At 37.7% G+C, this 14,381-nt stretch carries 14 protein-coding genes; 4 read left to right on the forward strand and 10 right to left on the reverse strand.

Annotation, left to right across the window (positions count from 1 at the left end):
• Positions 1-11 precede the first annotated feature (11 nt).
• The 4 genes from G8O30_RS16115 to G8O30_RS09650 all read right to left on the reverse strand — a co-directional run bounded on the left by G8O30_RS16115 (position 12) and on the right by G8O30_RS09650 (position 5,271).
• Positions 12-620 carry a FadR/GntR family transcriptional regulator gene (locus G8O30_RS16115; protein WP_275576479.1) on the reverse strand — a complete coding sequence of 203 codons (609 nt, stop codon included), beginning with the start codon at positions 618-620 and terminating at the stop codon, positions 12-14.
• On the reverse strand, positions 610-1,863 hold the full coding sequence (gene ystJ, locus G8O30_RS09640; protein ID WP_239671876.1) for an NADP-dependent malic enzyme: 1,254 nt from the start codon (positions 1,861-1,863) through the stop codon (positions 610-612). The genes G8O30_RS16115 and ystJ overlap by 11 nt, the downstream gene beginning before the upstream one ends.
• A gap of 91 nt (positions 1,864-1,954) precedes the next feature.
• Positions 1,955-2,884, reverse strand: a complete 930-nt coding sequence (locus G8O30_RS09645) for a helix-hairpin-helix domain-containing protein (RefSeq protein ID WP_239671877.1) — start codon at positions 2,882-2,884, stop codon at positions 1,955-1,957.
• Positions 2,885-2,898: 14 nt separating this feature from the next.
• Positions 2,899-5,271 (reverse strand): DNA polymerase III subunit alpha, encoded by a 2,373-nt coding sequence (locus G8O30_RS09650; RefSeq protein ID WP_239671878.1) that lies wholly within the window; start codon positions 5,269-5,271, stop codon positions 2,899-2,901.
• Positions 5,272-5,424: 153 nt separating this feature from the next.
• Between G8O30_RS09650 and ytrH the strand changes: the two genes are divergently transcribed.
• Both ytrH and ytrI read left to right on the forward strand, forming a co-directional pair.
• Positions 5,425-5,763 (forward strand): sporulation membrane protein YtrH, encoded by a 339-nt coding sequence (ytrH, locus tag G8O30_RS09655; protein WP_239671879.1) that lies wholly within the window; start codon positions 5,425-5,427, stop codon positions 5,761-5,763.
• Complete coding sequence (gene ytrI, locus G8O30_RS09660) at positions 5,760-6,266, forward strand: sporulation membrane protein YtrI (protein WP_239671880.1); 507 nt, start codon at positions 5,760-5,762, stop codon at positions 6,264-6,266. The genes ytrH and ytrI overlap by 4 nt, the downstream gene beginning before the upstream one ends.
• A 373-nt stretch (positions 6,267-6,639) precedes the next feature.
• Here ytrI and G8O30_RS09665 read toward each other — a convergent pair whose 3' ends face one another.
• Positions 6,640-7,581: a DHH family phosphoesterase gene (locus G8O30_RS09665; protein WP_239671881.1), complete on the reverse strand. Its 942-nt coding sequence runs from the start codon at positions 7,579-7,581 to the stop codon at positions 6,640-6,642.
• A gap of 99 nt (positions 7,582-7,680) precedes the next feature.
• Between G8O30_RS09665 and G8O30_RS09670 the strand changes: the two genes are divergently transcribed.
• The gene (locus G8O30_RS09670; protein ID WP_239671882.1) at positions 7,681-7,971 is read left to right on the forward strand and encodes a YtpI family protein; all 291 of its coding nucleotides are present in this window, start codon (positions 7,681-7,683) and stop codon (positions 7,969-7,971) included.
• A gap of 164 nt (positions 7,972-8,135) precedes the next feature.
• Here the strand turns inward: G8O30_RS09670 and G8O30_RS09675 are convergent, their stop codons facing one another.
• From G8O30_RS09675 to G8O30_RS09690, 4 genes are all read right to left on the reverse strand, one after another.
• Positions 8,136-9,452 carry a DRTGG domain-containing protein gene (locus tag G8O30_RS09675; RefSeq protein ID WP_239671883.1) on the reverse strand — a complete coding sequence of 439 codons (1,317 nt, stop codon included), beginning with the start codon at positions 9,450-9,452 and terminating at the stop codon, positions 8,136-8,138.
• Between the two features lie 89 nt (positions 9,453-9,541).
• Positions 9,542-10,387, reverse strand: coding sequence for a DUF4097 family beta strand repeat-containing protein (locus G8O30_RS09680; protein ID WP_239671884.1), 846 nt, complete (start codon positions 10,385-10,387; stop codon positions 9,542-9,544).
• A gap of 162 nt (positions 10,388-10,549) precedes the next feature.
• On the reverse strand, positions 10,550-10,798 hold the full coding sequence (locus G8O30_RS09685; protein ID WP_239671885.1) for a hypothetical protein: 249 nt from the start codon (positions 10,796-10,798) through the stop codon (positions 10,550-10,552).
• A 65-nt stretch (positions 10,799-10,863) separates the two neighbouring features.
• Complete coding sequence (locus G8O30_RS09690; protein ID WP_239671886.1) at positions 10,864-11,544, reverse strand: metal-dependent hydrolase; 681 nt, start codon at positions 11,542-11,544, stop codon at positions 10,864-10,866.
• 145 nt (positions 11,545-11,689) lie between these two features.
• On the opposite strand from G8O30_RS09690, the gene G8O30_RS09695 reads away from it, so the two are divergent.
• Positions 11,690-12,781, forward strand: a complete 1,092-nt coding sequence (locus tag G8O30_RS09695; protein ID WP_239674534.1) for a M24 family metallopeptidase — start codon at positions 11,690-11,692, stop codon at positions 12,779-12,781.
• A 323-nt stretch (positions 12,782-13,104) separates the two neighbouring features.
• Here the strand turns inward: G8O30_RS09695 and ald are convergent, their stop codons facing one another.
• The gene (gene ald, locus G8O30_RS09700; protein WP_239671887.1) at positions 13,105-14,223 is read right to left on the reverse strand and encodes an alanine dehydrogenase; all 1,119 of its coding nucleotides are present in this window, start codon (positions 14,221-14,223) and stop codon (positions 13,105-13,107) included.
• Positions 14,224-14,381: the final 158 nt, after the last annotated feature.

A 14,381-nucleotide genomic window follows, 5' to 3' on the forward strand; every position in this document is an offset into this window, starting at 1 on the left:
CCAAACGAAAATTAAACTAGTTGATCATATAATGCAAATACTCTAGCTGATTCCTTTTGATTAAGTGCATGCAATAGTTGGAGCAGTGTTTCTACACGTTCTTCCGTCAAAGACTTTTGTTGACCAACTTGTAATGCATAATCATATAAAATAGTCCAAATTCTAAATAGTAGTCTATTATCTGCTGTTTTTAAGATGTCACTAAATACATGATCAACATGTCCATAGCGATTGGAGCGAAGTAGTCTTTCTACTTCACTCAAATCAGTATGTTTATTTAGTATCAATCGAAGAGCATTATGTTCTAAAAGTGTTTTCATCTCACTTAAGTCAGAAACAACATTCTCATCTTGTAAAATAAAAGTGCTTAAAAGACGAACAAGATGATGATCACGAAAATCTCTTAAAAAAGTACCTTCACCTCTTCGTGTCTCAATTAAACCTAATAACTCTAAAGCACGTAGAGCCTCGCGGACAGATGATCTACCAACTTCTAACCTGTCAGATAACTCTCTTTCGGAAGGTAATTTATCTCCGGCAACTAAGCCGTCTTTCGCGATCATATCTCGCAATTGATTTACAATATCTAAGTAAACTTTATTCGTCCTCTCAAGCGCCACTTTCACTATCACTCTTTCCAATTAAAGATAAATTCATTGTTTTTTCTCGAATTTCTTCAGGATCTACTTTTAATCTAGCAACCCCTGTTTCCATTGCTGCTTTAGCCACTGCCGCTGCTACTGCAGGTGCAACACGAGGATCAAAAGGTGCAGGAATTACATAATCCTCACTCAATTCTTCCGTGGTGATTAAGCTTGCTATTGCTTCTACAGCAGCCTGTTTCATTTTTTCATTGATATGCGTTGCACGAACATCTAGTGCTCCGCGGAAGATTCCTGGGAACGCTAGAACATTATTTACTTGGTTAGGAAAATCTGAACGTCCTGTTCCAATCACCTTTGCTCCTGCTTCTTTCGCTTCTTCTGGCATGATTTCTGGAACTGGGTTAGCCATAGCAAAAATAATGGCATCTTCTTTCATGGAAGCAACCATTTCTTTTGTAAGGGCACCAGCAACGGATACCCCAATAAAAACATCTGCATCTTGGATAACATCCGCAAGAGTACCATCAACTTTTGAACGATTTGTGTAAGTTGCCACTTCCGCTTTTGTTGCATTCATACCGGTTGGCCTACCTTCATAGATGGCACCTTTCGTGTCACACATAATAATATCTCTAACGCCATAACGATATAATAATTTGATAATAGCAATACCTGCAGCTCCTGCACCGTTAGCTACTACTTTAATTTCTGATAAGGATTTATCAACTAATTTTAAAGCGTTCATTAATCCAGCAACCGTCACGATAGCCGTACCGTGTTGATCATCATGGAATATTGGTATATTCGTTTCCTTTTTAAGTCTCTCTTCAATCTCAAAGCAGTTAGGAGCAGCAATATCCTCTAAGTTAACGCCTCCGAATGTTGGTTCTAATAATTTCACAGTACGGATAATCTCTTCTACATCCGTAGTGCCTAGACAGATCGGAAATGCATCTACACCAGCAAAACTCTTAAATAGAACTGCTTTTCCCTCCATTACTGGAAGTGCTGCCTCAGGACCAATATTCCCTAATCCTAATACCGCTGTCCCATCAGAGACTACAGCAACCATATTTCCTTTCATTGTATATTCATATACAGATTCAGGCTTATCATGGATTGCTTTACAAGGTTCTGCAACACCAGGTGAATACGCTAAGCTTAAATCCTGCGCATTACGAACTTCTACCTTTGATTTTGATTCTAGCTTTCCTCTGTTTACTCTGTGCATATGTAATGCTTCTTCACGTAATGACATGCAAGACACTCCATTCTGATACCTCTGAATTGGTCTGACCACACTTATACTTAGCATAAAGCATTAAGACCAAGTCGTAAAGTATTTCGATTTATTTTACTACTACATTTTCATTTCCAATTAAGCTTCTTAATTGTTGAAGGAATGAGTCTTGTAAAGATACTCCGTTTTTCCACTCATATATCCTGCCATCAGACTCTTGTCTAATGTAGAGAGAATGGGGACCTGTAAAAGAGTTGATAAGCTCTTTTACTTTCTCTTTCACAGAGGCATCATGTCCTCCCTTAATATTAATGTAAACACTTTCTTTGTCATCTTCAAGAATATTTGTCAGTAAGTTTGCATCTTGCATAATAATTTGTTTCTTGTCATTTCTAGTTTCTACTTTTCCTTTAATCAAAAGTAGTTGTTGATCTGTTAAGTGCGTTCCAATTTTTTTATAAACATCAGGAAAAACAACCGCTTCCGCTTCAGAAAATTCGTCACTTATTCGAAGAAAAGCCATTTGATCTCCTTTTTTCGTTCGAATTCTCCTTACATCTACTACGTAGACCCCTGCGGTACCTGACCCTTCTTTTAGAACTGCTGACAATGATTTGGCACCTTTTTTCCTTAACCCCTTTGCGTACATTTTTATGGGATGATCAGAAAAATAAAATCCAAACACTTCTTTTTCATGTGCTAGTTTATGCATTAGAGGCATGGGCTCGACTGACAATACTTTCGGTTCAGGGATAAAAGTGTCGTCTCCTTCGAATAAGTCATCTTCAAAAGGTTGTACAAATTCTTTGTGTTCGTATGCAACATCGATCGTAGCAAGTAGTGTTGCTCTATTTAAATTGAATTCATCCAGTGCTCCCGATAATATTAGTGATTCTAGTGTTTTACGGTTAACTAATTTAGATGAAACCCTTAACACTAAGTCAAATATATTTTTATAAGGACCATCTTCTCTTTTAGATAGTATCTCTTTTAATGCTGAAGATGGCACTCCCTTTAATGCACCTAAACTATATCTCAACTTCCTCCCCTCTATCATGAAAGGAAAATGACTTTTGTTGATAGAAGGGGAAGTATTGTTACATCTGATTCTTTAGCCTCCATAAGTAACATAGCTAATCTATCTTGATTACCTATAGATGTAGTTAACAATACAGATAAAAACTCCAATGGAAAATGAGCTTTCGCATATGCAAGTTGATAAGAAATCATACTGTATGCTACAGCGTGGCTTTTATTAAATCCATACTGTGCGAAACGGACGATTAAATCATATAATTGTATAGCCCTTTCTTGACTGTAGCCGTTGTTTACAGAACCTTGCACAAACTTTTGTCGTTGTTGTTGTAACACCTGTACGCTTTTTTTGGAAACAGCTCTTCTCAATAAATCCGCTTCTCCTAGTGTGAAACAAGCGACCTTGTGAGCAATTTGCATAATTTGTTCCTGGTACACAATAATTCCATACGTCTCTTGTAAAACTTCCTTCAATACTGGTTCATTTTCTTGATAGTTTTCTATCTTTTCTTTCCTTTTTTGATACAGAGGAATTTGCGCCATCGGACCAGGACGGTAAAGAGCGTTTACTGCTACTATATCCGAGAATTCAGTTGGTTTGATTAATTGTAAAGCTTTCCTCATACCTTCCGATTCCAATTGAAAGACTCCTGTTGTGTCCCCTCTTTGTAAAAGCTTATACGTACGCTCATCTTCAAGTGGAAGCTCGTCCCAATTAATAGTTGTATTGGTCGTTTGTCTAATTAAGGATTGCATTCGTTCTAGTAAAGACAGGTTTCGTAACCCAAGGAAATCCATCTTTAGTAGTCCAATTGATTCTAGTATATCCATTGTAAACTGCGTAAGGGGAATGTCTTCACCGCCATGCAGTAACGGTACTTTCTCGACTAAAGGGAATGGAGAGATAATAATTCCGGCTGCATGGGTAGAAGCATGTCTAGGAAGACCTTCAATTGTCTTTGCCACATGCCACATTTGTTGATTCTGATCTGTTTCTTGAATGAAACTGCGTAGTTCCTTTGATTGCTGGTAAACGTCCTCTAATGTTGTTCCAGGTTTAGAAGGAATGAGTCTAGACCATTGTTCTAATTCTTTTGTAGAAAGGCCAAAGGTTCTCCCGGTATCTCTTATGGCAGCTTTAGCAGCTAATGTACCAAAAGTAACAATTTGGGCTACGTGTTTTTTTCCGTACTTATTTGCAACGTATTCGATAACATCGTCTCGTCTATGATCTGGAAAATCTATATCTATGTCTGGTAAAGAAACTCGATCAGGGTTAAGGAACCTTTCAAACAGCAAACCATATTTTAGTGGATCTACTTTTGTTATTTGCAGCAAATAGGCAACTAAAGAACCTGCAGCAGACCCTCGACCTGGTCCTGTGATAATTGAAGATTCTCTTGCAAATTTCATGAAGTCCCATACGATTAAGAAATAGTCAACAAAGCCCATTTCTTCAATAATCTCTACTTCATAATTTAATCTCTCTTCATATTGTTTTTTGTCTGCTAAATTGATGGAACTCAACCGATCTCGACATAAATTTCTCAATAGATTCGATGGTGTCAGGTCATTATCAATAGGATACTTCGGTAAATAAGTTTTAGTTAGATCTATTTCTACTTCACATTTTTCTATAAAGTCCAGTAGGTTCTCTAAAAGTTCAGGAATATCGTAATAACCTTGTTCCCAATCTTGCTCCGTCCACATGTGTTGGTCAGGAATTTGGTGCCATGCGTGCCGATCCGAAAGTTTCTCATTATCTCTAATGCAAGATAAAACAGAATGCGCGAGCTTCTCTTCTTCGTTCGTATAACGAACAATTGGTGTAGGAATAGTTGTAATATTTAATTCCTTGGCTAATGTTAGTATGCTTGTTCGAATGGAGTTATCTTTTTCTTCATCGTTCTTTGGTGGGACTCCAACAAAGAACGAAAACTCATTTGCTATCTTTTCAACAATTGCTCTTTCTACATGTTGATTTAGATGATTTATCATCAATCCATTATTCGTTGGATCAACCAAAAGGAGACCTTCTTTATAAGCTGTTAACCAGTTTAATGGCAAACCTTTAGATGAGATTGTTTGAAGGGCACTAGAAATTTTCAGTAAATTCTCGTAACCTCTATTGTTTTCAGCAAAAAGTAACGTAGAAGCAGAGAATTCTTCTGTCCATTGCACTGTTGCCCGCATACCTATTAAAGGTTTAATAGTTGCTTCTTTACAAGCTTTATAAAAGGGAATTACACCGCTTAACACACCTTCATCAGCTATTGCCGCGGCCTTTATTCCATGATGTTTGTAGTGATCTATCAATGTCGGAATGGTTATGGTACTAGACAAGAGACTGTAGGAAGTCTGGAGGTCTAGTACAGTTCCTTTAAATGCCATAAGACTTCCCCCTTTCATATAATTCTAGTATATCACCTTATGCAAGAAATACTTCGAACTTCTCCTTCTGTTTTATAAGTTGGGACAAGTTTTCATAACTGTAGACATTAGACCATATAATGAATCAATTAGAAGACTAAATGAGGTGATAGGATGAGCGCATCAGAGGGGTTTTTCCCTGCATTTTTTTATAGTTTTTTTATTGCTCTAGGGGTTTTAATTGGAGGGGTTTTATTAGGTGGCTTAGCTGCGTATTTATTAGGAGATCCTCCGTTAACAGAGATGGGACGGTTAGTGTCTAAGCTTCGTATATGGGCGATTATCGCTGCTATTGGTGGCACGTTTGATACTTTGTATAGTTTCGAGCGAGGTTTCTTACAAGGGGAAACGATTGATTTGTTTAAGCAATTTTTATTAATTTTGTCAGCAATGGGTGGAGCGCAAGTTGCAAATCAATTGTTCACTTGGTGGCTACAGGAGCATATCTCATGAGACTACCTTCTGTTCATCAAAGAAAAGAGTGGCACCGTTTCTTTGCAGGAGCAATTATAGGTGGTTTTGTCAGCTGGGCTATTTTTATCTATATCCATGGTGAGTTACAAGAGTATCAAACAAAAACACTACAGTTTCAAAAAGATCAGATTCAGGATTTAACGAATGATATTGCAATATGGCAAGATGAATATACGAAAATAAATGAGCAAACAGAGAAAGATTTGTTAGTGGAAGATATTGAAGTGAAGATTTTAAATGCTAAAAAGTACGGTATTTTGGCACTTGATAGTAGCCTAGTTGCACAAGATCTAGTGAAGGAAGATTTGAAGCCACTTTTGACGAAGAGAGTGTTAACTGTTTATCAAAATAGAGACCTCGTTAAGAGAGTGATAGAAAATAAAACAGTAGTAATCAACGATCGCCGTTATTCCTTTGTTGTAAGAGAAATGTTCATGTATACGAGGGTCCAAATAACGCTTGAATTGCAGTTGGCTAGTTAACTAATCTAAAATTAACCAAACAAAGAAGAGGAAGTTGCAAAAGACAAAAGTGACTGCACAGGGATTTCCGCTGCAGGGGGACGCTTTCCACGGGGCGGGTTGCTGAGCCTCCTCGTCGCGATAGTTCGCGCTCCTGTGGGGTCTCAGTAACCCACCTTTCCCGTAGGAGTCGCCCCCTTCCGCTTCAATCCCAAAAATATATTGTATAAAAGCATTAATCCTGCAATATTATTAAAGTTAATTCAACGCAAATAAGGTACATTCGTTTTTTGAATGTACCTTTTTAGTACTGTCCCAAATTCTTTCTGAAGATATTACTTTCAGCTTACAAGTTCTAGTAATGATATTCCCGAAATCATTATTACCTTTTCCCTTAACGCGAGTCCTCACAAATCTGCATGAGTTTCTCTTTTACTTCTTCTGCTTCTTCCCAAGAATAAACAGAAGCACCAGATGCTAACGGATGGCCTCCACCATTGTATTGAGATGCTAATTCATTAATGATTGGACCTTTAGAACGTAGCCTTACTCTTATTTGATCTTCTTCCTCAATAAAGAAGCACCATGCTTTCATTCCTGCGAGGTTACCTAAAGAACCGACTAATTGACTAGCTTCTGTTGGTTCAACATTGTATTCTTTCAAAACGGGTAAAGGCAATTTAATAAAGGCTGCTCCATCACTAGTCATCTCGTAGTTTTGTAACACGTATCCTTGTAATTTAGCGACATGCGGTTTCATTTCATACATTTGGTTATACAAATCTGTTCTATCAAAATCGTAACGAATTAATTCACCAGCTACATCAAAAGTTCTCTGTGATGTACTAGGGAATAAAAACCTACCTGTATCACCAACTATTCCAGCATAAATTAATCTTGCTGCCTTGTCAGATAAGACAAGACCATTTTCTTTTTCACTTGTATACCATTCATAAACCATTTCACTTGCCGAAGAGGCAGTCGTATCAACCCATAGTAGATCTCCGTAAGGGTCTTGATTAGGATGGTGATCTAATTTAATGACTGTCTTCGCTAATGCATAACGTTGGTCACAAATTCTTTCTTTGTTTGCCGTATCACATATAATGGCTAGTGCATTCTCAAATTCGCCATCTTCTATATTATCTAAACTCATTAAAAAAGATAGAGAAGGCTCTTCTTTCCCAACTACATAAACTGTTTTATCTGGAAAGGAGGATTTAATAATTTCCGCCATTCCACCTTGCGAACCATACGCATCTGGATCTGGTCTAACATGTCTATGTACGATAATCGTATCGTGCTTTTTTATTTCTTCTAGAATGTTCTTTTTCATTCTTTTGAAACCCCTTTCTATTTAGGTAGAATATAGTGGAATAATTTTGTACAATAAACATATGCATTAGATTTATCTATATTTGAAGGAGCTTACGTTATGCCTATATTTGCGTTCTTAATTATTTTATCATTCTTCGCCTACATCATGTACAAAGTACGTACCATACGAGCAACCCTTCCGTATACCAAATTATATTGGTCTTCGAAAGCAAGTATTTCACTTGGTCTAACAATGTTTCTATTTGGGGTTAACCAATTATTTGTACGAATTACAACCGTCTCCGTTTTTATTTCTCTTTTGTTTATCTTAGTTGGTGTTTTTAGTGCTTTTTATGCATTTAAACGCCTTAAAGAAATTCGTTCTAAAGCCGAAGCAGAATGGGCATAATAGATGAGTTAACTCCAGATTACCGCTATCTAGAAACAGATAGCGGTTTTTCTTTTGTGCCTCTTCATGACGAACCATCCATCACGTAATATGGTCTACTGTTAACTAAATCTCCTGACCAATTTAAACGACCAGCTTTAGCCTAATCTTTTTAAGTTTCGTTTCTAATGGCGATCAATTAATTGACACATTAACATCGCTTTCCCAACTAATAGTTGATCTTTATATAATTCTACATCCACTTTTCCGAATTTTCTTCCTACATCAAGAACATGTGGTTTTACAAGTAATGTACTTTCCATTTGTACCGGTTTCAAGTGATATACTGTCATATTCTCCACAACTAGGTCACCCTTCTTCAACATTCGAAGTGTCCTATTAGCTGTTTCGGTAATTATTGTAGTAAATACCCCATTGGAGATGGTACCAATGTTATTGACCATTTGCGGTGTAACGTCAAATTGAAATATTGGAGCTTCCCCCTCTGAGGAAATTAGTTGCAACTGTTTTGTCACCGTGTCATCTATTGTTTCACCTACTTGAGGTTGTCTTTGACTCATTTGTAGCGCTTTTAACACGTCTTGTCGGCTAATGATTCCAAGGAGTTTTCCTTGTTCATCAATGACAGGTAACATTTCTATACCTTCCCAAATCATTACATGCGCTGCAGATGCCACACTTGTTGTAGGTTGAACACTAATAGGGTGTTTCGTCATGACTTGTTCTATCTTTGAGTCTTTTGTCTGCCCTAATATATCTTTTGACGTTACGACACCTACCACTTTATTGGAAGAGTCTACTACTGGGAATCTACTGTGGGTCGTATGTTGATTAAGTTTTATCCAATCTTCTATTGTAGACTTATCAAAAAGTAAAGCTGTATCTTCGTAAGGTGTTAATATATCTTCCACTAATAAGATCTCTTTCTTGATCAATTGATCATATATTGCTCTATTAATCATTGTTGCAACAGTGAAGGTATCGTATGTAGTTGAGATAATCGGTAACTCTAAACGATCTGCTAATTGTTTTACCTCATCATCTGTGTCAAAACCACCTGTAATCAACACAGCCGCCCCTGCTTTTAGCGCTTCTTCATGCGCCTTTGTTCTGTTACCGATAATGAGTAAGTTACCAGCACCGGTATAACGCATCATCGCTTCGATTCGCATGGCACCTATGACAAATTTTGTTAACGTTTTATGTAATCCTGTTCTACCTCCTAAAACTTGACCATCTATGATATTAACTATTTCAGCAAATGTTAGCTTTTCAATGTTTTCTTTTTTCTTTTTTTCAATTCGAATTGTACCTACCCGTTCTATAGTACTGACATATCCTTTATTTTCTGCGTCTTTTATGGCTCGATAAGCAGTCCCTTCGCTTACCAAAAGGGCTTTGGCTATTGATCGAACAGAGATTTTTTCTCCAACTGGTAGTCCGTCAATATAGGCAAGTATTTGTTCATGTTTTGTCGGCATTTCATTCCACCCTTTGTCATCCTTTATCTTCCTATTATACTACAGATTACATAGGAAAAAGCCAGGCGAAAGTACCTGACTTTTTTCACTTAATTTAGATGAACACTTCCACTTGAAACAGAAAGCTTTATTTCATATTTACCAGTCCCACTTACACCCTTAATGACACCATTTTCACTATCTTCAAATTTCAATATTTTATTACTCGCAATATTTCCACTACTGTACTTACCGTTCAAAGTAAAATCAGCATTATCTGGCAGTGTTAACTGAACATCCCCTGAACTAACATCAAGGTCTATATCTCCAAGAAGTTGAGAGATTGTTACTTTTAGTTCACCAGAGCTTACATCCCCAGATAGTGCCCCTTCAAAGTCCTCTAATCGTACATCTCCTGAACTAATATTTAACTCTGCTTCTTTTGTTATCACTTTTTTAGCATGTAAGTCACCTGAAGAACCATTGTGCTTCAGAGTCTTCGCTGTAATGTTATCTAACTCCATATCTCCTGAACTTAGATTCAAAGATAATTCTTCTAGCTCCATCCTTCCGCCATCAAACGTTAGATTTCCTGATCCAATTGATACAGATAATTTTTCTTGAAAATCCTTCGGGACATTAACTGTTACATTTGATTTAGCATTTAAACCGAAGCGTTCATACCATTTTCGTCTTACTTCTATTATTAGCTCCTTCTTATTACCTTTTACATATAAAGCTCCTTTTCCATCAATCTTTACTTCTATAAAATCTTGTTCTACTGGAATAATGGTTGTATCGCTACTTTCTAGACGCAGATTAAGTGATTTTATATTACTATCCAACTCAATAGGATTTCCTTGTTCCGTTTCTTTTCCAATACCTTCCCCGTATACGACAAAATAAAATACACCAAGTGTAATAGCTGCCAAGAGAATAGCTCCTAGATTTTTCATCTCTTCTCCTCTTTTCCTAATTTATACACTTATTGTATGATAATCCCTTAAACCACTCAATGATCAGAAGTACGAAATTCCTCTACGTCTTAAGTCTTACATATCTTTGGACAAAAAGAAGAAACACAGACAAGAATGGAACACTTGTCTGTGTTTCGTAGATTATCCATATACTCTCTGACGCTCTTTTACTTTCTTTTCTACCTTACGAACGTTATTCGCTACCGCAACGGAAGGTTTATTTAACATTCCATGTAAGTTCGCACCAATAGCAACGAATGCAAATAAAACCCAAGAAATTGCGAATACTTGCTGCACCCCCCCAGCTTGTAATCCTAAATACGGTAAAGACCAAAACACCATACCGAGTAACGCCACAAAGCTAATGGAATACCTAATTCGTCTGTTCAATAAAATACCCCCTTGTCCCATAAGATCCTATACAACAACCTATGCAACACAAGGAAGGTTCATGCTTAAAGTTCTAAAGCTTGTCCAGCTTCTAATACAACGCCAACTCCTTCTGGTAAAGAAGAAACGTAATTTTGTGGGTCTTGTTGGATTGGCGGGAAGGTATTGTAATGCATAGGAACCACCTTTTTCGCATTTAACCACTTCGCAGCGGTCATCGCATCCTCTGGCCCCATTGTATAATTATCTCCTATAGGTAAGAATGCAACATCAATAGAATGACGTTCTCCTAACCATTTCATATCTGTAAATAATCCAGTATCTCCAGCGTGGTAGACCGTTTTCCCTTCTGACTCTACAATAATTCCTGCAGGCATTCCCATATATAAAATTTGGCCATCTTCGGTTTCATAACCACTTCCATGAAAAGCTTGAGTAAGTGTTACTCTACCAAACTCAAAATGATAACCTCCGCCGATAGACATACCATGAGTTGTTAATCCTTGTCTTCCTAAATAAGTAGCAAGTTCATGACAAGCAATCACCGTTGCGCCAGTTCTCTTAGCAATAGCCATGGTGTCACCAACATGGTCATTATGGCCATGCGTTAAAAGAATATAATCTGCTTCCACAGTATCAGCAACTAAATCTGTTTGTGGATTACCTGTAATAAATGGATCGAAAAGCAACTTCTTTCCTTTTACTTCGACTTGTACTACTGAATGTCCATGAAAAGATACCTTCATACCGTTTCCCCCTAAAAAATTTGATAATTCACTCATCTATCTTATCCTAAAGTAGGATGATCTACACTTGATATGCATGTGAAATCGGTTTACATCAGATGAAAAGCTTGATAGTGTAGAAAAAAAGGTACCTGGAGGAAAAATGATGAAAACAAACCGAATTACTAAATTGCGAAATTGGATGACAGAAAGAAAAGTTGATTTATCCATCATTACATCAAAAGAATCCGTATTCTATTTTACTGGATTCTTAAATGATCCCCATGAACGTCTCAATGCATTAGTGGTTACGAGCAATGAAGTGTACTTCGTGTGCCCATCAATGGAAATAGAAGATGTAAAAAATGTTGGGTTTACTGGACCCATAATTGGTTATTCCGATACAGAAGACTCTATTGAATTGTTAGTAAATGCATTACCATCTGAATTAACAGTACCAGTCCAAACTGTCTCTTTAGAATTATCGCAACTCTCCGCTGAACGCTATCTACGTTTACAAGAAGTATTAAGCTGGACTAATGTATACTCTTCTGATGAATTAATAAACATCCTTCGTATGAAAAAAGATCAAGAAGAGTTGTCGTATTTACGTGAAGCAGCTGCTCTAGCAGACTACGCAATTGAAGTAGGAGCAAATGCATTAGCAGAAGGTAAAACAGAAATGGATATTCTTGGACTGGTAGAATATGAATTAAAGAAAAAAGGAATTAACAAAATGAGCTTCTCTACAATGGTTCTAACTGGAGCCAACGCGGCGTCTCCACATGGTGTTCCTGGGACCACAGAAATTAAAAATGGAGACTTAGTCTTATTTGACCTTGGAGTTGTGTACAAAGGATATTGCTCTGACATCACAAGAACGCTTCCCTTTGGTGAGATAAATGAAAAACAACGAGAAATTTACACTGTTGTGCTAGAAGCCCTAGAAAAAGCACTAGCCATAGCTAAACCTGGAGTGAAGGCAAAAGATCTTGATCTAGTTGCAAGAGAACACATTGCAAAAGCGGGCTACGGAGACTACTTCCCACATCGCCTTGGCCACGGCCTAGGTATAAGCGTCCATGAGTATCCATCATTAACATCAACAAACGAATTAGTACTAGAAGAGGGAATGGTTTTAACAGTAGAACCAGGAATCTATGTCCCGGGAGTAGCAGGAGTAAGAATCGAGGACGACATCCTAATAACAAAGGGCGGCATAGAGATCTTAACAAAATATCCGAAGAAGTTGGTATAGATCTCTTAGGATTATAAAAAAATAGGTATAAAAACCAAAAGCAGGTGCGATTCATCATGAATGCACCTGCTTTTGATTTTTTAAAAAATGAAAATCATATTTCTGCAGATATAACGTTAAGTCTTAAAAATTTATTTAGGGATTGGAGCGGAAGGGGGGCGACTCCGGCGGGATAAAAGCGGTAAGCCGAGACCCCACAGGAGCGCGTTCTTTAGCGACGAGGAGGCTCGGCACCGCCCCGCGGAACGCGTCCCCCCTGGAGCGGAAATCCCCTTGCAGTCACTACGCTGCTTTATCTCAATTTTTTCTAACTTAAATAAGTGTTAAACCTGTTGTAATTGAGTTAAAGCATCCGCATAAGATAAATCATGAGCTTCCGCCACCGCTTGATATGTTACATATCCATTTATCGTATTCAACCCTTTTAACAACGCCGCATTAGAACGAAGCGCTTCAACATATCCCTTAGATGCAATTTGAACAGCATAAGGAACCGTTACGTTCGTCAAAGCAATCGTAGACGTACGAGGCACTGCTCCTGGCATATTCGCTACAGCATAATGCACTACCCCATGCTTTACATAAGTAGGATCATCATGCGTTGTAATCTTATCCGTTGTCGCAAAAATACCACCTTGGTCAATAGCAATATCTACTACAACTGATCCTGGAGTCATTTGCTTAATAAGATCTTCTGTTACAAGTTTTGGCGCCTTTGCACCTGGAATCAGTACAGCCCCAATCACAAGATCGGATTGCTTAACAGCTTGTTCGATATTTAAAGGGTTAGACATTAAAGTAGTAACATCTTTCCCAAACAAATCATCTAACTGACGTAAGCGATCTGGGCTTAAATCTAGAATAGTAACATCTGCACCTAGACCAACAGCCATTTTTGCAGCATTTGTACCTGCAACTCCCCCACCAATAATCGTAACTTTTCCACGCTGAACACCTGGAACTCCTCCAAGTAAAATTCCTTTTCCACCATGGATTTTTTCTAAGAACTGCGCTCCGATTTGCGTTGACATACGACCAGCGACTTCACTCATAGGCGTTAGAAGAGGCAACGCATTACCAACTTGAACAGTCTCATAAGCAATACCAATAACCTTTTTCTCAATTAGAGCTTTTGTTAACTCAGGCTCTGCTGCTAAATGAAGGTAGGTAAATAAAATTAATCCTTCACGGAAATATTCATATTCACTCTTTAATGGCTCTTTTACCTTCATTACCATATCCATGGACCAAGCTTCTTGAGCTGTATCAACTATTTTAGCTCCAGCTGCTACATACGTTTCGTCTGTAAAGCCAGAACCTAATCCAGCTCCACTTTCAATATATACTTCGTGACCAGAACGAACTAGGTTTACTACACCAGCTGGCGTCATTGCCACGCGGTTTTCATTATTTTTAATTTCAGTTGGTACTCCAATACGCATGAAGAATCCCTCATTTCGTCAAAATTCAATCTTTACTATAACACTATGAATTAAAAAAATCGATAACGGAATAAAATTTTGTAATCGTTTTCACAAAAGTTTCTATTTAGTCCCTTACGCAAATGGACCTCCCTAGTTTAAAATAAGTAAATGTGAAG

Source organism: Mangrovibacillus cuniculi, from assembly GCF_015482585.1.
In the GTDB taxonomy this organism is placed as follows: Bacteria; Bacillota; Bacilli; order Bacillales; family R1DC41; genus Mangrovibacillus; species Mangrovibacillus cuniculi.